The 22,536-nt window shown below is 74.3% G+C and carries 14 protein-coding genes; 2 read left to right on the forward strand and 12 right to left on the reverse strand.

The window, feature by feature from the left end:
- Positions 1–58: 58 nt before the first annotated feature.
- Complete coding sequence (locus ABZS80_RS13905) at positions 59–1,612, forward strand: GGDEF domain-containing protein (protein WP_355056059.1); 1,554 nt, start codon at positions 59–61, stop codon at positions 1,610–1,612.
- 22 nt (positions 1,613–1,634) lie between these two features.
- Here the strand turns inward: ABZS80_RS13905 and prfA are convergent, their stop codons facing one another.
- Both prfA and rpmE read right to left on the reverse strand, forming a co-directional pair.
- Positions 1,635–2,723, reverse strand: a complete 1,089-nt coding sequence (gene prfA / locus ABZS80_RS13910; RefSeq protein ID WP_355056060.1) for a peptide chain release factor 1 — start codon at positions 2,721–2,723, stop codon at positions 1,635–1,637.
- 118 nt (positions 2,724–2,841) lie between these two features.
- Entirely contained in the window at positions 2,842–3,066 is a 225-nt protein-coding gene (gene rpmE / locus ABZS80_RS13915) for a 50S ribosomal protein L31 (protein ID WP_355056061.1), read from the reverse strand.
- 222 nt (positions 3,067–3,288) lie between these two features.
- On the opposite strand from rpmE, the gene ABZS80_RS13920 reads away from it, so the two are divergent.
- Positions 3,289–4,203, forward strand: a complete 915-nt coding sequence (locus ABZS80_RS13920; protein ID WP_355056062.1) for an AAA family ATPase — start codon at positions 3,289–3,291, stop codon at positions 4,201–4,203.
- A 113-nt stretch (positions 4,204–4,316) separates the two neighbouring features.
- On the opposite strand, the gene ABZS80_RS13925 is transcribed toward ABZS80_RS13920, so the two are convergent.
- From ABZS80_RS13925 to argS, 10 genes are all read right to left on the reverse strand, one after another.
- On the reverse strand, positions 4,317–7,766 hold the full coding sequence (locus ABZS80_RS13925) for a phosphodiester glycosidase family protein (protein WP_355056063.1): 3,450 nt from the start codon (positions 7,764–7,766) through the stop codon (positions 4,317–4,319).
- 139 nt (positions 7,767–7,905) lie between these two features.
- Positions 7,906–9,978: a transcription termination factor Rho gene (gene rho, locus ABZS80_RS13930; RefSeq protein WP_355056064.1), complete on the reverse strand. Its 2,073-nt coding sequence runs from the start codon at positions 9,976–9,978 to the stop codon at positions 7,906–7,908.
- 294 nt (positions 9,979–10,272) lie between these two features.
- A complete protein-coding gene (gene thrB / locus ABZS80_RS13935; protein WP_355056065.1) occupies positions 10,273–11,217 on the reverse strand; it encodes a homoserine kinase in 945 nt (314 codons plus the stop codon).
- Positions 11,218–11,286: 69 nt separating this feature from the next.
- Positions 11,287–12,531 (reverse strand): MFS transporter, encoded by a 1,245-nt coding sequence (locus tag ABZS80_RS13940; protein WP_355056066.1) that lies wholly within the window; start codon positions 12,529–12,531, stop codon positions 11,287–11,289.
- Between the two features lie 9 nt (positions 12,532–12,540).
- Entirely contained in the window at positions 12,541–13,362 is an 822-nt protein-coding gene (locus tag ABZS80_RS13945) for a polysaccharide deacetylase family protein (RefSeq protein ID WP_355056067.1), read from the reverse strand.
- Between the two features lie 171 nt (positions 13,363–13,533).
- Positions 13,534–16,782, reverse strand: a complete 3,249-nt coding sequence (locus ABZS80_RS13950) for an efflux RND transporter permease subunit (RefSeq protein WP_355056068.1) — start codon at positions 16,780–16,782, stop codon at positions 13,534–13,536.
- Between the two features lie 122 nt (positions 16,783–16,904).
- Positions 16,905–17,954 carry a threonine synthase gene (gene thrC / locus ABZS80_RS13955; protein WP_355056069.1) on the reverse strand — a complete coding sequence of 350 codons (1,050 nt, stop codon included), beginning with the start codon at positions 17,952–17,954 and terminating at the stop codon, positions 16,905–16,907.
- A gap of 114 nt (positions 17,955–18,068) precedes the next feature.
- Positions 18,069–19,379: a homoserine dehydrogenase gene (locus ABZS80_RS13960; RefSeq protein WP_355056070.1), complete on the reverse strand. Its 1,311-nt coding sequence runs from the start codon at positions 19,377–19,379 to the stop codon at positions 18,069–18,071.
- Entirely contained in the window at positions 19,376–20,788 is a 1,413-nt protein-coding gene (gene lysA, locus ABZS80_RS13965) for a diaminopimelate decarboxylase (protein ID WP_355056071.1), read from the reverse strand. Before lysA ends, ABZS80_RS13960 begins: the two co-directional genes overlap by 4 nt.
- Positions 20,788–22,455: an arginine--tRNA ligase gene (gene argS, locus ABZS80_RS13970; protein ID WP_355056072.1), complete on the reverse strand. Its 1,668-nt coding sequence runs from the start codon at positions 22,453–22,455 to the stop codon at positions 20,788–20,790. Before argS ends, lysA begins: the two co-directional genes overlap by 1 nt.
- Positions 22,456–22,536 lie beyond the last annotated feature (81 nt).

A 22,536-nucleotide genomic window follows, 5' to 3' on the forward strand; every position in this document is an offset into this window, starting at 1 on the left:
CGTCGCGGGTCACCTCACGAGCGGGTGCGTCCGGGAGCACACCGACAGGAGGTTGCGAGTGGGCTGGCTCGACCGGGTCGAGGACCAGGTTGACGCCCTCCGGCGCGCCCGGGCGTTGCAGGAGGTCAGCCGCTCGGCGGAGGCGTGCGCGCTGCTGGACCGGGTCATCCGCACCACCGACGACCCGTGTGCGCGGGCGGACGCCCTGGTGCAGCGCCTCTCCGCACTGATCAACCTCGGTCGGACGGCGGAGTTGACCCGGGCCATCGAGGACGCCTCCGCCGCCGTCCGGGACCTGGCCGAGCCCTACCTGCACGGGCACCTCCACGCCCTCGCCGCGCTCGCCGCACACCACCAGGGCGCGCTGGACCGCTGCGTCAGCCACCTGGTCCGGGCCGCCCGGGCACTGGGCGCCGACGACGACCCGGACCGGGACACCGCCTGGGGCTGGCACGACCTCGCGATGGCCTACTCCTACCTGAGCTTCCACGGCCACGCTCTCGGCGCGATCGAACGCGCCCGGCAGGTGGGGCTGACCGCCGGCATCCCCGAGGAGACCTTCGCGGCGCCCGGCATCCGGCTGCGCAACGCGGTGGCGCTGGACCACAACGGCGACAGCGACGGCTGCCTGCGGGTGCTCCGCGACGTGGCCGGCGACCTGGCCCGGTTCCTGCGCCGCGGGCGCGCCGGCAGCCTCCGGCCGAGCAGCCTGGCCGCCTACGGCTACGCGGCGGCCCGCCGGGCGGCGCTCGGCGACCGGGTGGACTCCGGCGGGGACGCCGACCCGGCCCGGCTGCTCGGGCACGGCGGGGACAGCGCCCGCGCCCGCGACCTGCGCCAGCTCGGGCAGGTCTGCCTGGCCGTCGCCGAGGGCCGGCCGATCGAGGCGGTCACCCGGCTGGACACCATCCGGGTCTCCGACGAGACGCTGGGCGCAGCCGAGGCGCCCCGGCTGCGCAGCGTCGCGCTCACCCGGGCCGGTGACCATGCCGCCGCGCACCGGGCCGACCGGCACGCGTTCCGGCTGGCCGCGCAGCGCAGCGACCGGCTGCGGGACGTCTACATCGACGGCATCGCCGCCCGAATCGACCACGAGGAGATGCGCCGCGAGGCCGCGCGCTACGAGGGCGAGGCCCTCACCGACCCGCTCACCGGGCTGCCGAACCGGCGCCGGCTGGAGCGCTACATCGGCGCGGTGGTGGCCCGGGGCGAGCGGGTGGTCATCGCCGTCTGCGACCTCGACGGGTTCAAGGCCGTCAACACCCGGCACGGCCACCACTCGGGCGACCTGGTGCTGCAACGCATCGCCGGGGTGATCAACCGGGTGATGCGGCGGGGCGACTTCGTGTCCCGCTACGGCGGGGACGAGTTCGTCGTGGTGCTGCCGGAGACCGGCATGGCGGAGGCGGCCGAGGTGGCCCGGCGGATCCAGGCCGCCGTGCACACCGAGGACTGGGAGTCGCTGGTCCCCGGCACCCCGGTCGGCGTGAGCATCGGCTTCGCCGAGGTCGACGGGGGCGCCGGGGTGAGCGTCCGGGAGGCGCTGGGCACCGCGTTCGAGCTGGCCGACCGGGAGATGCTGCGCGCCAAGGACCGCCTCCGCGCCTCCTGAGCGCGGGGCGCCCGGCCGCAGGTCAGCGCCGGGCCAGCTCGGTTCCGCCGGCCAGCCGGGCGGCGCGGTCGGCCTCACCCAGGGCGTCGAGCACCCCGTCCAGCTCGCCCGCCAGCGCCAGGTCGAGGTTGTACGCCGTGTAGCCGATCCGGTGGTCGGTGATCCGGTTCTGCGGGAAGTTGTAGGTGCGGATCCGCTCCGACCGGTCCACGGTGCGCACCTGCGCCTTGCGCGCGTCCGAGGCGGCCGCGTCGGCCTGCTCCTGGGCCGCGGCGAGCAGCCGGGCCCGCAGGATCCGCATGGCCTGCTCGCGGTTCTGCAGCTGCGACTTCTCGTTCTGGCAGGACACCACGATGCCGGTGGGCACGTGGGTGATCCGGACCGCCGAGTCGGTGGTGTTGACCGACTGGCCGCCCGGCCCGGACGAGCGGAACACGTCGATCCGCAGGTCGTTCGGGTCGATGGTGACGTCCACGTCCTCGGCCTCGGGCAGCACGAGGACGCCGGCCGCGCTGGTGTGGATCCGGCCCTGCGACTCGGTGACCGGGACGCGCTGCACCCGGTGCACGCCGCCCTCCCACTTGAGCCGGGACCAGACCCCGTTGCCGCCCTCCGGCACGCCCTTGGTCTTGATCGCCAGGGAGACGTCCTTGACCCCGCCGAGGTCGGAGTCCTGCGCGTCGATCACCTCGGTGACCCAGCCGCGCCGCTCGGCGTAGCGGGTGTACATCCGCAGCAGGTCGCCGGCGAACAGCGCCGACTCCTCGCCGCCCTCGCCGGCCTTGATCTCGACGATGACGTCCTTGGCGTCGTGCGGGTCGCGCGGGATGAGCAGCTCGGCCAGCCGCTCCTCCAGCGCCGGCAGGGACGCCGCGATGGCGTCGGCCTCGGCGGCGAAGGCCGGGTCCTCGGCGGCCAGCTCGCGGGCGGCGGCCAGGTCGGCCCGCGCCTCCTCCAGCTCGCCGGCGGCCTTGTGCAGCGGGACCAGCTCCGCGTAGCGCCGGCCGACCCGCCGGGCGGTGCCCTGGTCGGCGTGGATGGCGGGGTCGGCCAGCCGCCGCTCCAGCTCGGCGTACTCGTCGAGGAGGGCGGCCAGGCGCTCACTGCTCATGCTGCGGATGCTCCTTCGACGACAACGACGACGACCGGGCGGGGCCGGGCGGAAACCGGCACGAACGGACGAACGCCCGCGCCCGGCACGGAGCCGGACACGGGCGTCGTCGACGGAGCTACTTGGCCTTCTTGGCCTGAACCTTGGCGTACTTCTGCTGGAACTTCGCGACCCGACCGGCGGTGTCCAGCACGCGCTGCTTGCCCGTGTAGAACGGGTGGCAGGCGCTGCAGGTCTCGACGCTGATCGAACCGCCCTTGGCGGTGCTGCGGGTCGCGAACGTGTTACCGCAGGAGCAGCGGACCTCGGTGGTCACGTACTCCGGGTGGATGTTGGGCTTCATGTCGCCTCGGTCCTTTCGTCGGTGGTCGCCGGGTCGCCGTCGTGCTCCCCGTCGTCACGACGGGCTCGGGCGTGAACCGGAACCGGTGGCCGATTGACCAGTGTGCCATGGGCTTCCACCGACCCGTCGAGCGGGCCGCACACCAGGTCCGGCAGACGCAACGCTCACCTCCCCGTACGCATTCCCGCCCGTCCCGCGGGCATTCGTGGAGACTGCAGAGGCATGAACGGGAGGTACGGGATGTTCCGCCTGATCGCCACCCGCGGGCTGCCCGCCTCCGGCAAGACCACCTTCGCCCGGCGGCTCCAGCCCGGCGTGGTCCGGGTCAACCGCGACGACCTGCGCCGGATGATGCACGGCGAGCGGCTCTTCACCCAGTGGGCCGAGGGGCAGGTCACCCGGGCGCAGCGGGCCCAGGTGGAGACGCTGCTGGCGGCCCGGGTGAGCGTCTGCGTCGACGACACCAACCTGCGCTCGCGCACCCTGCGGGACTGGGCCGAGCTGGCCGCCCGGTACGGCGCGGCGTTCGAGGTGCACGACTTCACCGACGTCCCGCTGGAGGAGTGCCTGCGCCGGGACGCCGCGCGCCCCGAGGTGGACCGGGTCGGCGAGGCCGCGATCCGCCGGCTGCACGAGCGCTACCTGGCGAACCGCCCGTTACCGCTGCCGGTGCCGACCGCCCCGACCGGCGGCCCGGCCCGGGTCGAGCGGGAGGCCGCCGAGCGCCCCGACATCGTGCTTGTCGACATCGACGGCACGGTGGCGTTGAACGTGTCGCGCAGCCCGTACGACATGACCCGGGTCGGCGAGGACGCGCCGAACGAGGCGGTGATCGCGGCGGTGCGGGCCATGCACGCGGCCGGGCACGGGGTGGTCTTCTGCTCGGGCCGGGACGCCTCGGCCCGGGCCGACACGGAGGCCTGGCTGGCCCGGCACGTCCGGGTGCCCTACCTGGCGCTGCATCTGCGGGCGGTCGGCGACCACCGCAAGGACGCCGTCGTCAAGCGGGAGATCTATGAGCGGGAGATCAAGGACCGGTACCGGGTGGTCGGGGTCTTCGACGACCGGCAGCAGGTGGTCCGGATGTGGCGCTCACTCGGCCTGACCGTCTTCCAGGTCGCCGAGGGCGACTTCTGAGATGCAAGGAAGGGCCCCCTGTTAACGCCTTCGGTAGAGCAGGGGGCCCCTCCTAACGCCGCGCCCGCCGGGCGGGCTCCTCCCCCAGGTTGAGGAGCCCGCCGGCGGGGCCGTCAGGCGGCGGGCGCCTCCGCGGCCGTGAGGGTCACCGCCGCCTCGGCGCGGACGCCGTTGACGGTGACCACGAGCAGCACCCGTCCGCCGGGGCGCAGCGCGGTCAGCCGCCCGGTCGCCGGGTCGAAGCGGGCCACGTGCCAGGGCTTCACCCCGCCGGCGCCACCGATGAGCAGGTTCGGCGAGCCGGACCAGTCGGCGCTGACCGGGGCGGCCACCGGGACGGTACGGCCACCCGGCTGGGTGAGCGTGGCCGTGACGGTGGCCGGGGCGCCGACCGCGACCTCGGCGGGGGCGGCCAGGGCGAGCCGGTCGACGTGGGCGTGGAACTCCGCCGCGATCCAGCGCGGGCCCTCGGCGAGCGGGTCCCGCCGGGCCCGCTCCGCCTCCTGCCGGGTCACCGGGTCGACCCCGAACTCGGTCCAGCCGGTGAAGCCGCCGAGCTGGGGCGGGGTGGACGGGTCCTTGCCCGAGTTGCCGTTGATCACGTACGGCACGCCGTCCACCCGGTCGGCGTGGAAGGTGCCGACGTGCCCGTTGACCATGAGCGCGCCCTTGCCCGTGCGGTGCTGGAAGTCGGCCAGCCACTGCTCCACGAGGGCCGCCTCCTTCCGGTCACCGAGCTGGCTGGCCTTGGCGGGGCTGGGATCGCGGGGCGGGTGGTGGAAGAGCACGGTGACCGAGCCGACCGCCGGGTCCGCGGCCGCCGCGTCGAGCGTCTTCCGCAGCAGCTCCACCTGGTCGAACCCGCCGCCGCGCAGGGACCCGGTGGCCGTGCTCAGCGTGAGGAAGCGGGTGCCCCGGTGGTCGAAGACCCGCGAGGTGTCCCCGAACACGCTCCGGAAGTTGTCGATCGGCGCGCCCATGATCTCGTGGTTGCCGGGGACGTAGTAGTACGGCAGCTCGCCGCCCAGTTCCTCGTCCAGGATCCGCTTGGCCAGCGCGAAGTCCGCCGGGTAGGCGGTGTCCACGAAGTCCCCGTCGATGACCAGGAAGTCGGGCTTCGCCGCACGGATCTCGCGGAGCGTGCGGCGGGCCTGGGCGACCAGGTCGCTGTCCGGGTTCGCGGCCACGAACTGGGCGTCGGACATGACGGCGAAGCGCCAGGGCGCCCCGTCGACCGTGCCGTCGCGCAGCACCACCCGGTCGGTGATGTTCGGCTCCTCCGGCGCCTGCACCGTCGGGGGCACCCGGGCCACCAGGTCGTCGATGACGACCTCGCTCCGGTACTGCTTGGCCGGGTCGGTCTCGGCCACGTAGAACCGGCGCACCCGCACGGGGTACTGCACGCCGGGCGGGACGGTGAACTCGACGTAGCGCCAGCCGGTCCAGGTCAGGTAGGGGCCGCGCAGCACGAACTGGGTGTCCTGGGCGTCGTGGAGGTGCAGGCTGGGCCACTCCCCGGTGCCGTTGCCCTTGATCCACATGCCGAACGCCTGCGGCTGGCCGGGCACGTCGATCCAGGCCGGCGGGTCCGCGTACGCGGCGCGGGTGCCGGTGGACTGGCCGAAGTCGTACGACATCTTCAGGCCGGTGCCGGTGTGCCCCTCGGCCGGGGCGACCGCTCCGCTGGCCCGCGCCTGGCTGAACTTCCAGGAGGCGGCGTCGTCGAAGCCGGCCACCGGCACGTCGGTGAGCCCGACGGTGACCGGCAGCACGGTGGTCTTCGCGCCGACCCGGACGGTCACCAGCGCCGAGCCGGTGCCGCCGAGCGCCGTGACCGACAGGTTGCCGTCGGCCGTGGGGGTGACGGTGAGCAGGTCGTGGTCGTACTCCAGTTTCAGGTCGGCCGGTTCGATCGGCGCGGTGTTGCCCTCCGCGTCGTAGCCGACCACGCCGAACAGGCCGGTGTCGCCCTGCTGGTTGAGGCCGAGCCGGTCCACCGTGGAGTCGACGCGCTCCAGCGGGCCGAGCACGGTCAGGTCGAGGGTGCCGCGCGCCGCGCCGCGCCAGGCCGTGACGGTGCTGCGCCCGGCCTTGCCGGCCCGGAACACGCCGTCGTCCACGGTGCCCTGGGCGGCCGGGTTGGCCCGCCAGCGCGGCGTGCCGGCGGCCGGCCCGTACGTCTCGTCGTAGCCCGCCGCGCTGAGCCGGCGGGTGAGGCCGGGGAAGACCCGGTCGGGGCGGCCGCCCCGGATCGGGGCGACGCCCGGCGCGGCGGTGGGGTCGCTGGCGGTTTCCAGCCAGTAGCCGGTGAGCCGGCCGCTGCCCCGCGGGGCGTAGATGGCCAGGCCGTTCGGCACCGGCCGCTCGCTGCCGTCGGAGGGGCTGTTCTCCACCTGGACCGCCGCCGCGCCCGGCTCCCGGGCCAGCAGGGTGGAGGAGCCGCCGCCGTCGAGGTTGAGCGCGCTCCACGCGCCCAGCTCGACCATCATCCGGCCCATCTCGGTCTGGGTGACGCCCCGGCTGTCCACCTGCCGGCCGTCCACCGTCAGCATGATCATCCGGCGGCCGTCGGCGGAGAAGCCGACCGACGTGCGCGGGGCCAGGCTGCCGTCGGCGATGGTCTGCACCACGCCGTCGCGGACCAGCACACTGCCGCCGCCGACGGCGGCCCGCGGGCTGCTCCCGTCGGACGCCTTCGGCCGCCAGGTCAGGTCGACCGGGTCGCCGGGGCGCAGCGCGGCGAGCGCGTCCGCGCCGGCCTCACGGCCGAGGACGACCGAGGTCCCGGCCGGGATGGGGCCCTCCCCCGCCGTGGTGGCCACGGTCGCGACCCGGCCGCCGGTCACGGTCACCTCGACCACCCGCGCGGCGCCCTCGACGGCCCGCTTGCGGGTGTACGCCCCCCAGAGCGGGGTGAAGACGCCCACGCCGCCCGGCTGCACCATGTTGTTGAACTGGGTCAGCGGCACCGGCCCGGCGGGCAGGGTGGCGGTGCCCTCGAAGCCGACCTGGACGACCCGGCCGATCCCCTCGGCGCTGACCGCGGCGGCGTTGGTGTGCCCGGCCACCGGCGACTGCACCAGCTCGCCGGAGCGGATGCCGATGCCCTGCGCGGCGCCGGAGGCGTTGATGTCGAAGAAGTCGCCGTTGACGGCGGCCACCGCCCGGGAGCGGTCCACCGCCGCGCGCAGCGGCTCGTCGCGGGTGACCGCGCCGGAGTTGACGTAGTCGACGGTGACGCCACCGGAGAGGTCGGCCGTGAGGGCGTCGGCCCGCAACCAGCCGTCGGCGTCGTACCGGTCGAAGGAGGTCAGGTCGAGTCCGGGGGCGACCGGACGGGTGGTCTTCGCGGTCTCCAGGCCGCCGGCCGGCTCCACGCCGGCCTCGCCGGCGAGGGCGACGGCGGAATCGGGACGGGAGGAGGCGGGGGGCGCGTCCTCGGCCGGGGTGTGCGGCTGGGCCACGGCCGCCGCCGCACCGGGCGGGACCGGAGCGGCGAGGGTGAGCAGCGGCGTCAGCAGCAGGACGCCGGCGAGACGGGCGGATCGACTGCGGATTCGCATGGACCACAGTCAACCCGAGACTGAACAGAAGTTTCAATACCCTCCGGCTTAACCGAAGAAAAACTTCACGGCTCCCCCGCCCGGGTACGCGAAGAGGGGCACGGCCCGCAGGCCGTGCCCCTCTCCGGAACTCCTCAGATCACTCGCCCGGGGTGGACTTCGCGATCTGCATCAGGAACTCGATGTTCGTGCGGGACTGCTTGAGCCGGTCCAGCAGGAGGTCGAGCGCCGCCTGCGAGTCCAGCGAGTGCAGCACCTTGCGGAGCTTGTGGATGATCGCCAGCTCCTCCGGCGCGAGCAGGACCTCCTCCTTGCGGGTGCCGGAGGGGTTGATGTCGATCGCCGGGAAGACCCGCTTGTCGGCGATCTTCCGGTCCAGCTTCAGCTCGGCGTTGCCGGTGCCCTTGAACTCCTCGAAGATGACCGTGTCGGCCATCGAGCCGGTCTCCACCAGCGCGGTCGCGAGGATGGTCAGGGAGCCACCGTTCTCGATGTTCCGCGCCGCGCCCAGGAAGCGCTTCGGCGGGTAGAGCGCGGTGGAGTCGATACCACCCGACATGATCCGGCCGCTGGCCGGCGCCGCCAGGTTGTACGACCGGCCGAGGCGGGTCACCGAGTCGAGCAGCACGACCACGTCGTGGCCCAGCTCGACCAGGCGCTTCGCCCGCTCGATCGCCAGCTCCGCCACCGTGGTGTGGTCCTGCGGCGGACGGTCGAACGTGGCCGCGATGACCTCGCCCTTCACCGACCGCTGCATGTCGGTGACCTCTTCCGGCCGCTCGTCGACCAGCACCACCATGAGGTGGCACTCCGGGTTGTTGCGGGTGATCGCGTTCGCGATCGCCTGCAGCACCATCGTCTTACCCGCCTTCGGCGGCGAGACGATCAGCGCCCGCTGGCCCTTGCCGATCGGCATCACCAGGTCGATGACCCGGGTGGTCAGGATGTGCGGCTCGGTCTCCAGCCGCAGCCGCTCCTGCGGGTACAGCGGAGTGAGCTTGTAGAACTCCGGCCGGCGCTTCGCCTCGTCCGGCTCCATCCCGTTGATGGTGTCGAGCCGCACCAGCGGGTTGTACTTGTCCCGCCGCTGCTCGCTGCCACTGTCGCGGGCGGCCCGGACCGCGCCGGTGATCGCGTCACCGCGGCGCAGGCCGTACTTCTTGATCTGGGACATCGAGACGTAGACGTCGTTCGGGCCGGCCAGGTAGCCGGTGGTCCGGACGAAGGCGTAGTTGTCGAGCACGTCGATGATGCCGGCCACCGGGACGAGCACGTCGTCCTCGCCGACCTGCGGCTCGCGGCCGCCACCGTCGCCGCCCTCGGGGCGGTCGCCGCGGCCGCGCCGACGGTCCCGGAACCGGCTGCGCCGGCCGCGCCGGCCGCCGCCCTCGCCGTCGTCGTCACCGTCGTCGTTGCGCTCGGCGCGCTGGCCACGGTCGTTGCGGTCGCCCCGGTCGTTGCGCTCACCCCGGTCACCGCGCTCGCCCCGCTCGTTGCGCTCGCCCCGCTCGGCACGCTCGCCCCGCTCGTTGCGCTCGCCCCGGTCCGCCCGCTCGCCACGGTCGGCCCGCTCGCCACGGTCGGCGCGCTCGGCCCGCTCACCGCCGCGCTCGGCCCGCTCACCGCCGCGCTCGGCCCGCTCACCGCCGCGCTCGGCCCGCTCGCCGCCACGCTCGCGGCCCCGGCCCTCACCGCGCTCGGCCCGGTCACCGCCGCGCTCGGCCCGCTCGGCCCGCTCGCCCCGATCGGCACGCTCGCCGGTCTCGGCGGGAGCCTCCTCGGCACGCGTCTCGGCCGGTCGCGCCTCGGTGGTCGCGGCGGCCGCACGGCTCCGGCGGCTGCGGGTGCGGCCCTCGGTCGCCTCGGCGGCCGGCGCCGGCTCGGCGGCGCGACGCTCGGTCTCGGCCCGCTCCTCGCGGACCTCGGCGTGCACCTCCTCCCGGGCCGGAGCGGCCGCGGCCGCGACCTCGGCCCGCGGTCGAGGGGTTCCGGCGGCGGCGCCGCCCTGCCGCTCGGTGATCGCGCTGATCAGCTCGCCCTTGCGCATGCGAGCCGTACCGGAGATACCGAGCGACGCGGCCAGGCTCTGGAGCTCAGGCAGCAGCATCGCCGACAGGCCGGTGCCGCTGCGCCGACGGCGTGTGGGGGCGGCAGTGGTGGCATCGCCAGCGACGTTGGAAACATCCGACGTCACGTCGGTGGTGTCGCTCAATGGATTCCTTCCCTCGATAGGCCGGGGCTGCCCGGAGTCGAGAACAGGTGGCCGGGCGGCCTCGGTGCACCCGCCTCGCATGGACGCGTCGCGGGAGTCTGTGACACAGCAGCCGGTCGGTTTCCCGACTCACCAACATCGGTGAGCAGGTCTCGCCGTCTGCGGCGACCTGTGGAAACTGCGGCGCGGCGTGGGCCTTTGGCAGGGGTGACGGGCTGACCGCCGAGAGCTTCGGGGGTGCGCCGACCCGCAGGAGATCGCATGCTTCGCGGCTGTGCTAGGTGTAGAGCGTAATCAACTCTTCCGACCTGCGGCAACAGGGTCCCGCTCGGCGTGTCCCAGTCTACCCCGGGCAACCCGGGCACCGCTGACGTCTATCGGCAACTCCCACCGACGCCAATCTGTTCCCGCCTGGAATCCCGCGGGGACCTGGGACAACGCCAGCACGGTCGGCCCCGCCCCACTCACCACAGCCGCCACACCCGCCGCACGGAGCGCGACCACCAGGGCGGCGGTGGCCGGCATCCCCTCGGCCCGGTAGTCCTGGTGCAGCCGGTCGACGGTGGCCGGCAGCAGCAGTCCCGGATCGGCGGTCAGCGCGTGCACCAGCAGCGCGGCCCGGCCCGCGGTCAGCGCCGCGTCGCCGTGCGGCACCGTCGCCGGCAGCGCCGCCCGGGCGACCGAGGTCAGCCCGCGCTCGCCCGGGACGAAGACGGTGGGCCGGACCGCCTCGGCCACGGGCAGGGTGACCGCCCGGGCGCCGGCCGGCTCGGTCCAGGCGACCGTGAAGCCGCCGAGCAGGCAGGGCGCCACGTTGTCGGGGTGACCCTCCAGCTCCGAGGCGAGCCGGAGCGCGGCGGCGTCGTCCAGCCGCGCCGCGCCGTCGGCGACCAACGCCCGGGCCAGCAGGACCCCGGCCACGATGGCCGCCGAGGAGGACCCGAGACCGCGCGCCTGCGGGATCCGGTTGACGCACTCCAGCGCCAGCCCGGCCGGCTGCGCGCCGAGCACGTCGAAGGCCGCCCGCATGGCGGTCACCACCAGGTGGCGGTCGTCGCCGGGCAGCTCGCCGGCGCCCTCCCCGGTCACCGCCACCCGTACGCCGCCATCGGTCACCTCGGCCGCCACGTCGTCGTGCAGCCCGAGGGCCAGCCCGAGCGAGTCGAAGCCCGGGCCGAGGTTCGCGCTGGTCGCGGGCACCCGGACCCGGACCGGCCCGGAGGTGAAAGTCGTCGGCACGGGCTCATGCTAGGGCCCGGCCCCGACAGCGCGCCGGATCGCCCGGACCGTGGGAAGGGCGATCCCCACTCACGGGGTGCGGCAGGTCTCCGGTTCCTCGACCGGGTCGGTGAGCGACAGCCGCCGGGTGGCGAGCCGCCAGCCCACCGCGTAGACGACCGTGACCAGGCCGCAGCCGGCCAGCACGACGCGCTCGTCGACCGTGTCGACCACCAGCGCCACGACCAGCTGGCTGACCGAGATGGCCAGGGTCGCCAGCATCATGTCGGTGGCGAAGACCCGCCCGCGCAACCGGTCCGGCACCTCGCCCTGCAGGGCGTAGTTGGACAGCACCCAGTTGCTGCCGCCGCCCAGGTGGGCCAGAAAGACCAGGACCAGCGCCAGCGGGAACCAGTCCACCGCCGAGACCCCGAGGTAGGCCAGGCCGTAGAGGGACATCGACAGGGCCAGGCCGGTGAGCAGCCAGGCGCGGTTGCTGAGCACCCGGCGCATCAGGATCGGGCCGACCAGCGCGCCCGCGCCGCGCGAGGCGAAGAGCAGGCCGGTGCCGATGGCGCCGACCCCGTACAGCCCGGCGAGCAGCGGGAAGACGGTCAGCACGCCGTTGCCCAGGCCGACCGCCGACTTCACGGTGACCAGGGCGAGCACCCGCGGCCGGTGCGCGATGTAGCCGAGCGCCTCGCGGATCGCCGCCCAGGTGCGCGGGACGGCCGCCGCCGGGTCGCGGGGCGCCTGCAACGGCCGGCGGATCCGCGCGGCCAGGCCCGCGGCCCCGGCCAGGCCGACCGCCGCCACCCAGAAGCTGGTGTACGGGCCGGCGGCGGCGCTGAGCATGCCCCCGAGCGAGGCGCCGACCACGGTCATCGTGCCCCAGGCCGAGCCGGCGATCGCGTTGCCGGCGGCCAGGTCGGCCGGGTCGAGCACGTTGGGCAGGGCGGCCTGGGCGGCCGGCGAGTAGAACGCCTTGGCCACCGCCACGGCGGCGATCGACACGAGGGCCAGCCAGGCGGTGCCGGCGCTGCGGACACCGAGCAGCAGCAGGATGCCGGCCAGCGCCGCGAGGTTGGCCACCATCATGATCTTCCGGCGGTCGAACCGGTCGGCGATGGTGCCGGTGTACGGGAGCAGCAGGGCGGTCATGCCGGTGTCCACGGCGAGCACCAGCGCCCCCCACACCCCGCTGCCGGTCAGCTCGGGCAGGAGCACCAGCAGCGGCACCATGACGAACCAGTCGGCGCCGAAGACCACCAGCTCGGCGAGGAAGAGGTTGCGGAAGTCGCGGTTGCGGGCGAGGACCGAGACGGTGGGTGACACGCCGGAACCCTATCGGGCCGCCCCCAGGGTGGCAGCGCGGCGGAGCAGTTCGGAGACGGTGACGAAGGTGTAGCCGCGGGCGCGCAGCCCGCTGATCATGTCGGGCAGGCCGCCGAGCGCGACCAGCCGCCGCTCGGGGCCGACGTCGTGACCGAGCAGGATGGTGCCCGGCCGCACGTCGGCGACGATCCGCCGGGCGTGCCCGGCCGGGTCGTGCGGGTATTCCGCCTCGACCATCTGGAGCGTCCAGAGGACCAGCCGGTAGTTGAGCCGGGCGGCGGCGTGGAGGACCGCGCCGCCCAGGTGCCCCCAGGGCGGGCGGAGCAGCCGGGGCGCCACCCCGGTGGCCGCCGCGATGGCCTCGTGGCTGCGGCGCAGGTCGTCGTACGCCGTGTGGGCGTCCATCCGGGCCAGGTCGTGGTGCGCCCAGCTGTGGTTGCCCACCTCGTGCCCGCCCAGCCGGTCGCGGACCAGCGCGGCGTGCCGGCGGGCCCGCTCCCCGACCAGGAAGAAGGTGGCCGGCACCCGGTGCTCGGCCAGGGTGTCCAGCACCATGGGGGTCCACTGTGGCTGCGGCCCGTCGTCGAACGTCAGCGCCACCAGCGGGTCGCCGGTGCGGACCGCCCAGACGACCTCGACCCCGCCGCCGCCCACCTGCTGGTAGCGGCTGCCCAGGGTGGCGCTGGCCGGCCCACCGGCCAGCGGGAGGCGGCGGTCGGCGATCCAGGTGGTCTGCGCGGTCCCGGCGACCCCCAGCGCGGCGCCGCCGGCCAGCAGCGCGGTGCGGCGCAGCAACCTGCGCCTGCCCCACCGGGCCACGCCGTCCGCCATCGCCCCGCTCCCGCTCCGGCCGGCCGCCGCCGGCACGGCGGGACGGGCCGGCACTCACCGTAGGTGTCAGCTCACTCACCGTACCGCCCGCGGGATGGTTTCCACCGTCCCCCGGAAAGGGAGAGGTGGCCGTCCCGCGCGGGGACGGCCACCTCTCGCCGGATCCGGCGGTTACTCCGTCGGCGGGAGCGGGGACCGGCGACTCTTCGGCAGGCGCAGCACCTCGAACTGGTCCGTACCGTCGACCAGCGCGGCCGACGGGCGGGCCGGCGGCTCGGCGAGCGGGGCGGCGGCCTCGGCCGGGCCCGCCCCGCCCCCCACGGTCACCGGCGCCGGCGCCGGCGGCTCGACGGGCGCCGGCGTGCCGCGCCGGCGGGCCCGGCGCTCGCGGAAGGACTCCTTGGTGCGCTCCACCATCGTGTAGAGGGTCGGCACCAGGATCAGCGTGAGCAGCGTCGAGCTGAGCAGGCCGCCGATCACGACGACGGCCAGCGGCTTCGAGATGAAACCGCCCTCGCCGGTCAGGCCGAACGCCATCGGGAGCAGCGCGAACACGGTGGCGACCGCGGTCATGAGGATCGGCCGCAGCCGGCGCCGGCCGCCCTCGACCACCGCCTCGGTCACGCCCATGCCCTGCCCGCGGTACTGGTTGATCAGGTCGAGCAGCACGATCGCGTTGGTCACCACGATGCCGACCAGCATGAGCACGCCGATCAGCGCCGGCACGCCCAGCGGGGTCCCGGTGAGCAGCAGCAGCCCGATGGCGCCGGTCGCCGCGAACGGCACCGAGATCAGCAGGATCAGCGCCTGGGTCAGGCTACGGAACGTGCCCACCATGATCAGGAAGACGATGGCGATCGCGGCCAGCACGGCCAGCCCCAGGTCGGCGAAGGCGTCGGCCTGGTCCGCGCTGACCCCGCCGATGACGAACGTCGCGCCCGGCACGTCCAGCGCGTCCAGCTTCTTCTGCAACTCCTGCGTGGTGGCGCCCAGGTTCGAGCCGGTCGCCGTGCCGGTCACCGACACGCTCCGCTCGCCGTCGATCCGGCTCACCTGCTGCGGGCCCTCGACCTGGTTGACGTCGGCGATGTCGTCCAGTTTCACCGGGCCCACCGGCAGCGCCCGCAGCTCGGCCACGCTCAGCGGCGGCCGGGCCCCGGTGCTCAGCACCACGTCCTGCGGGGTGCCGTCCAGGGTGACCTGGCCGAGCGGCGCCCCCCGGTACGCCTGGGCGACCACCTGCCCCACGGCGGCCTCGGTCAGCCCGGCGCGCGCCGCGGCGACCCGGTCCACGGTCACCTCCACCCGGGGCACCCGGGTGGCCAGGCCGGTGGTGACGTCCTCGACGCCCGACGTGCCGGCCATCGTTTCCCGGGCGGCCTCGGCCGCGCGGGTCAGCGTGTCCTGGTCGGCGGCCTGCACGACCACCTCGAGCTGGTTGGCGGAGGCGTTCTGCCCGCCGCCGAAGGTCAGCTCGCCCGCCTCCGGGCCGAGCCGGTCGAACTCCGTGCGCAGCTTCTCGCGGACCTCGGTTGCGTCCGTGTCGTCGGTGAGCGCCAGCGACCAGGAGGCGGTGTCGTTGCCGCCGCCCGCCCACGGGTTGTCGCCACCACCCGCGCTGACCTGGTACGTCGCCACCCCCGGCGTACGCCGGAGGATCTCCTCCACCCGGGCGGCGGCCTGGTCGGTGCCGGTCAGCCCGGTGCCCGCCGGCAGCTCCTGCTGGATGGCCAGGGTGTCCTGGCCGGAGTCGTCCAGGAAGTTGGTCTCCAGCTTCTGGGCGAGGCCGAACGTGCCGAAGAGCACGAGCAGGCCCAGCGCCACGGTCGCCCAGCGGGTGCCGCGGGACCGGGTGGCGAAGCCGATCACCGGCAGGTAGCCCCGCTGCAACGGGCTGCGCAGCTCCTTCTCGGCGGCGGCGTGCCGCGCGGCGGCCTCGTCGGCCCCACCGCGCGGCGGCTTGAGGAACCAGTACGCCAGCACCGGGATCACGGTCAGCGAGACCAGCAGCGAGGCGAGCAGGGCCACCGTCACGGTGATCGCGAACGGCGCGAAGAGCTGCCCCACGAAGCCGCCCACCAGGGCGATCGGCGCGAAGACGGCGACCGTGGTGAGGGTCGAGGCGGTCACCGCGCCGGCCACCTCACGGACGGCGGCCAGGATGGCGTCCCGCTTCGGCTCGCCGTACTCCAGGTGTCGCTTGATGTTCTCCAGCACCACGATGGAGTCGTCCACCACCCGGCCCACGGCGATGGTCAGCGCGCCGAGAGTGAGCAGGTTCAGCGAGTAGTCGCCGGCCCACAGCACGATCAGCGCGACCAGCACGGACAGCGGGATGGAGACCGCGGTCACCACGGTCGAGCGGACCGAGAGCAGGAAGACCAGGATGACCACGACCGCCATGAGCAGGCCGAGCAGGCCCTCGGTGGTGAGGCTCTCGATGGACCGCTCGACGAACGGGGCCTGGTCGAAGACGACCGTCAGGTCGGCGCCGGAGGCGGCCTCCAGCTCGTCCAGGCGGTCCCGGATGTCGTGCGAGATGGCCACCGCGTTGCCGTCGGGCGAGGCGGTGACGGCGATGCCGAGGCTGGGCTTGCCGTTGGTGCGGGTGAAGCCGGTGGCCGGGGCGAGCTGCTGCTCCACCCGGGCCACGTCGCCGAGGCGCACCGGAGCGGCGGGTGCGGTGCTGAGCACGATCCCGCGCAGGTCGTCGACGCTGCGGATGGGGGTGCCGACCTGCACCGGCAGCGAGCGGCCGCCGTCGGTCAGCGCGCCGGCCGGCAGCGCCACGCCGTTGGTCTTCAGCGCCTGGGCGATCGCGGTCGGCGCCAGCCGGGCCGCGGCCAGCTTCGCCGGGTCGGGAACGATCGTCACGACCTGGTCGCGGGCACCGGTCACGTCGACCGTGCGGACCCCGTCCAGCCCCTCCAGCTCGGGTACGACCGTGGCGCGCAGCTTCTCGGCCAGGGCCCGCTCGTCGGCGCCGCCGGTCGCGGCGACCACCACGGCGGGCAGGTCGTCGGTGCTGCCGGCGATCACCTGCGGGTCGACGCCCTCGGGGAGCTGGGCGTCGATGCGGCTCAGCGCGGTCTGCATCTTGTTGACCACGTCGTCCAGGTCGGTGCCGAACTCGTACTGCACCTGGACGGTGGCGGAGCCCTCGCGCGAGGTGGAGGTGACCTTCTCCAGCCCCGGGATGCCCTGGAGGCTGTTCTCGATCGGCTCGGCGACCTGGGCCTCGACGATCTCCGGCGCGGCGCCCGGGTACGGCGCCACGATGAACGCGGCGGGGAACTCCAGCGACGGCAGCAGCTGCTGCTTCAGCGACGGCACGGCGAACGCCCCGAACGCCGTGGTCACCAGCGCGATGAGGGCGATCAGCCCCCGGTTGGCGAGACTGAATCTGGCGAGCAGCGACATGGGCGTTACTCACTCCTGGAAAGGGGTGTACGGGGTGGCCCGAGTCTGCCGCACGCGATCACGCTCCCACCCACTGGCCCCGGCCGGCGTGACGCCGCCCGTTCCGGCCGGCGCGGAAGGAGTCAGACCAGGTCGAGGGAGCGGGCCGCGGCGAGGGCGTCGTTGGCGATGGTCAGCGGGGAGGGGGCCGTGGAGATGGCCCACTCCGGGTCCTTGAGGCCGTGGCCGGTCACCGTGCAGACCACGGTGGCGCCCGCCGGCACCCGACCGGCGGCGGCCTGCTGGAGCAGGCCGGCCACGCTGGCCGCGCTGCCCAGCTCGACGAAGACGCCGACCTCGCGGGCCAGCAGCCGGTACGCCGAGAGGATCTCCCGGTCGGTGACCGCCGAGATCGACCCGCGGGAGGCGTCGCGGGCGTCGATGGCCTTGGTCCAGCTCGCCGGGTTGCCGATCCGGATGGCGGTGGCGATGGTGGACGGCTCCGGGACCACCTGACCGGTGACGATCGGCGCAGCGCCGGCCGCCTGGAAGCCGTACATCTTCGGGGCCTTCGTGGCGTTGCCGTCGCGCAGGTCCTCCGAGTAGCCCATCCAGTAGGCGGAGATGTTGCCGGCGTTGCCGACCGGCAGGCAGTGGATGTCGGGGGCGTCGCCGAGCGCCTCGACGATCTCGAACGCGGCGGTCTTCTGCCCGTGCAGCCGGTCGATGTTGACGGAGTTGACCAGCGCGACCGGGTAGTCCTGGGCGAGCTTGCCGGCGAGCGCCAGGCAGTCGTCGAAGTTGCCCTGCACCTGGAGCAGCTTCGCGCCGTGCACCAGCGCCTGGGCGAGCTTGCCCAGCGCGATCTTGCCCTGCGGCACGAGCACGGCGCAGGTGATCCCGGCGCGGGCCGCGTACGCGGCGGCGGAGGCGCTGGTGTTGCCCGTGGAGGCGCAGATGATCGCCTTGTCACCGGCCTCGACGGCCTTGGAGACGGCGACCGTCATGCCCCGGTCCTTGAACGAGCCGGTCGGGTTCGCGCCCTCGACCTTGAGCCACACATCGGCGCCGACCCGGGTGGAGAGCACGGGCGCCGGCAGCAGCGGCGTGTTCCCCTCGTGCAGGGTGACGACGGGAGTGGCGTCGGTGACCGGCAGCCGGTCGCGGTACGCCTCGATCAGACCCCGCCACATGTCGCGCTCCTCGCCTCTGCCGCCCCGGTCGCCGCGGGGCCCCTACCAGCGTGGACCAGCCTTCCCGACCGGCCGCCGGCACACCTCCGGTTAACCATCAGGCGGGACGGTCGGCTACGCCCCGCCCTCGACCCGCAGCACGCTCGTCACCGAGCGGACGATGTCCAGCCCGCGCAGCTCTCCGACGGTGGCCGCGAGCGCGGCGTCCGGCGCCACGTGGGTCACGATGACCAGCTCGGCGTCGGCGCCGCCGCCGGCCGGGCCCTGCCGCACGGTGGCGATGGAGACCTCGTGCCGGGCGAAGACCCCGGCCACCGCCTCCAGCACACCCGGCCGGTCGGCGACGTCCAGGCTGATGTGGTAGCGGGTGAGCGCCTCGCCCATCGGCCGCACCGGCAGGTCCGCGTACGCCGACTCGCTGGCCGCGTGCACGCCGGCCAGGCGATTGCGGGCCACCGCCACGACGTCGCCGAGGACCGCGCTGGCGGTGGGCGCGCCGCCGGCGCCCCGGCCGTAGAACATGAGCTGCCCGGCCGCCTCGGCCTCGACGAACACGGCGTTGAACGCGTCGCCGACGCCCGCGAGGGGGTGGGCCAGCGGGATCATGGCCGGGTGCACCCGGACGCTGACCGTCTCGCGCCCGGCCGCGTCGGCGCCCCGGGCGGCGATGCAGAGCAGCTTGATGGTGCAGCCCATGGCCTTGGCGCTGGCCACGTCGGCGGCGGTCACCTCGGTGATGCCCTCGCGGTGCACGTCGGCGGCGGTGACCCGGGTGTGGAACGCCAGCGAGGCGAGGATGGCGGCCTTCGCGGCGGCGTCGAAGCCCTCCACGTCGGCCGTCGGGTCGGCCTCCGCGTACCCCAGTTCGGTGGCCTCCTCCAGGGCCTCGGCGAAGCCCGCGCCGGTGGCGTCCATGGCGGAGAGGATGAAGTTGGTGGTGCCGTTGACGATGCCGGTGACCCGGTTGATCCGGTCGCCGTGCAGCGACTCGCGCAGCGGCCGCAGCAGCGGGATGGCACCGGCGACGCTCGCCTCGTAGTAGAGGTCGGCCCCGCCCTCGGCGGCCGCGTCGTGCAGCGTCGCGCCGTCCTCGGCGAGCAGCGCCTTGTTGGCGGTGACCACGCTCTTGCCGGCGCGCAGCGCCTCGACCAGCCAGGTGCGGGCCGGCTCGATCCCGCCGACGACCTCGACCACGACGTCCACGTCGTCCCGCTTGATCAGGCCGAGCGGGTCGGTGGTGAACAGGGCGGGGTCGACCGGCAGGTCACCGCGGTCCCGGCCGACCCGGCGGACGGCGATGCCGGCGATCTCCAGCGGGGCGCCGATCCGGGCGGCGAGGTCGGCCGACTGCTCGTGGAGCAGCCGCACCACGTCGCTGCCGACCGTGCCGCAGCCGAGCAGGGCCAAGCGAACGGGTGAGGTCATCCCACATCCAATGCGAGCAGGTCGTCTTCGGTCTCCCGGCGGACGATCAGCCGCGCCCGACCGTCGCGGACGGCGACGACCGGGGGCCGCGGGACATGGTTGTAGTTGCTGGCCATGCTCCGGCAGTAGGCCCCGGTGCCGGGCACCGCGACAAGATCTCCGGGCTGCACGTCGGCGGGCAGGAATTCATCCTTCACCACGATGTCCCCGGACTCACAGTGCTTTCCCACCACGCGGGCGAGCATCGGCTCGGCGGCCGAGGCCCGGTTGGCGACGGTCGCCGAGTAGGACGCGTCGTAGAGCGCGGTGCGGATGTTGTCGCTCATCCCCCCGTCGACACTGACATAAGCACGACCGTCCGCTGCGCCGCCGCCAGTGCCGCCGAGCGGCACGGACTTGACGGTGCCCACCTCGTAGAGGGTGAACACGGCCGGCCCGACGATGGCGCGGCCCGGCTCGATGGACAGGTGCGGCACGGCCAGGTTCTCCGCCGCGCACTCCCCGTCGACGATCTTGCGCAGCCGCTTGGCCAGGTCGTGCGGGGCCGCCGGGTCGTCCTGCGTCGTGTACGCGATGCCGAAGCCGCCGCCCAGGTCCAGCTCGGGCAGCTCCACCCCGCGCGCGTCGCGGATCTGCGCCTGGAGGGCGAGCACCCGGCGGGCCGAGACCTCGAAGCCGCTCGCGTCGAAGATCTGCGAGCCGATGTGCGAGTGCAGCCCGCGCAGCTCCAGCACGTCCTCGTCGAGGATCTTGAAGGCGGCCGCCGCGGCCGCACCGCCCGCGAGGGAGAAGCCGAACTTCTGGTCCTCGTGCGCGGTGGCGATGAACTCGTGGGTGTGCGCCTCCACACCGACGGTCACCCGGACCAGCACCTTCGGGCGCACCCCGCGCTCGCGGGCGAGCGCGGTGAGCCGGTCGATCTCGGCGAACGAGTCGACGATGATCCGGCCCACCCCGGCGTCCACGGCCCGGGTCAGCTCGGTCACCGACTTGTTGTTGCCGTGGAAGCCGATCCGCTCCGGCGGCATACCGGCCGACAGGGCGGTGGCCAGCTCACCCCCGGTGCAGACGTCGAGGAACAGGCCCTCCTCGGCGATCATCCGGACCACCGCCCGGCAGAGGAACGCCTTGCCGGCGTAGTAGACGTCGGCGTCCGGGAAGGCGTCCCGGAACTCGCGGCTGCGCGCGCGCAGGTCGTCCTCGTCCAGCACGTACACCGGGGTGCCGAACTCGGCGGCCAGGTCGCGGACGTCCAGGCCCGCGACGGTGAGCGCGCCACTCGCGCCGCGCGCCACGTGGCGCGGCCACAGCAGCGGGACCAGGTCGTTGACGTCGACCGGGGGACGCAGCCAGGCCGGCCCCCGGTTGCCGATGTCGCCGTGCAGGGCACCGGCCTCGTGCGCCCGCATTACATCCGCTCCGGGGCCGAGACGCCGAGCAGGCGCAGGCCGTTGGCGATGACCACCCGGGTGGCGTCGTTGAGCCAGAGCCGGGCCCGGTGCAGGTCGGTGATCTCCTCGTCGCCGCGCGGCAGGATCCGGCAGTTGTCGTAGAACCGGTGGTAGGACTGCGCCACCCGCTGCTCCAGGTAACGGGCCACCCGGTGCGGCTCGCGCAGCTCCGCGGCGGTGGCGACCACGGCGGGGAACTCGGCGAGCGCCTTGAGCAGCTCGTTCTCCTTCTCGTGGGCGAGCAGCTCCGGGCGGAACCCGTCGGCGTCGCCCCGGGTCAGTCCCACCTCGGCGGCGTTGCGGCCCACGCTGGCGGTCCGCGCGCCGACGTACTGCACATAGAAGACCGGGTTGTCGTTCTTCGCCCGGGTCCACAACTCCACGTCGATGTCGATCGGCGAGTCGCTGGAGTAGCGGGCCAGCGCGTAGCGGGAGGCGTCCACGCCGATGGCGTCGACCAGGTCCTCCAGGGTGACCACGGTGCCGGCCCGCTTGCTCATCCGCACCGGGGCGCCGTCGCGGAGGAGGTTGACCAGCTGGCCGATGAGGATCTCCAGGTTGCGGTCCGGGTCGTCGCCGAAGCAGGCGGCCATGGCCTTCATCCGGCCGATGTAGCCGTGGTGGTCGGCGCCCAGCATGATCACCACGCGCTCGAAGCCGCGCTCGCGCTTGTCCAGGTAGTAGGCGCAGTCGGCGGCGAAGTAGGTCCACTCGCCGTTGGACTTGCGCAGCACCCGGTCCTTGTCGTCGCCGAAGTCGGTGGTGCGCAGCCAGGTGGCGCCCTCGGACTCGTAGAGGTGGCCCTGCTCACGCAGCCGGTCGAGCGCCTTGTCCAGCTCACCCCGGTCGTGCAGGTCCTTCTCGTTGAAGTAGGTGTCGAACTCCACGCCGAAGTCGCGCAGCGACGACTTGATCTCGGCGAACATCAGCTGGACGCCCTCGACCCGGAACACCTCCTGGGCCGCGGCCTCGTCGAGGTCGAGCACCTCGGGCCGGCGCTTCACGACCTCGGCGGCGATCTCCGCGATGTACGCGCCGCCGTAGCCGTCCTCGGGGGCCGGCTGGCCCTGGGCGGCGGCGAGCAGCGAGCGGGCGAACCGGTCGATCTGCGAGCCGGCGTCGTTGAAGTAGTACTCGGTGCCCACGTCGGCGCCGGTCGCGCGGAGCAGTCGGCTGAGCGCGTCGCCGACGGCCGCCCAGCGGACCCCGCCGATGTGCACCGGGCCGGTCGGGTTCGCCGAGACGAACTCCAGGTTGATCCGCTGGCCGGCGAGGGTGTCGCTGCCGCCGTACGCCGGGCCGGCCTCGACGATGACCTTGGCGAGCTGGCCGGCGGCGGCCGCGTCGAGCCGGATGTTGAGGAAGCCCGGGCCGGCGATCTCCACCGACTTGATCCCCGGCGCCCTGCCCAGCTGGTCGGCGAGGGCGGCGGCGAGCTCTCGCGGGGGCACGCCGACCTTCTTGCTGAGCTGCAGCGCCAGCGTCGAGGCGTAGTCGCCGTGCTCGGGGCTGCGGGGTCGCTCGACGGTGGTCTGCGCGGGCAGCGCGGAGCGGTCCAGGCCCCGGTCTTCGAAGACGGCGTGGGCTGCGGCGAGGACGACCTCGGCGAGTTCTGCGGGAGTCACCGAACCATGTTATCGGGGGTAGACTCGGTCCCCGCGGCGGCGACCCAGCATGTGAACCGGCCCCGCGGCTCCCCTGACCGA

The sequence above is a fragment of the Micromonospora sp. NPDC005305 genome (assembly GCF_040607315.1).
In the GTDB taxonomy this organism is placed as follows: Bacteria; Actinomycetota; Actinomycetes; order Mycobacteriales; family Micromonosporaceae; genus Micromonospora.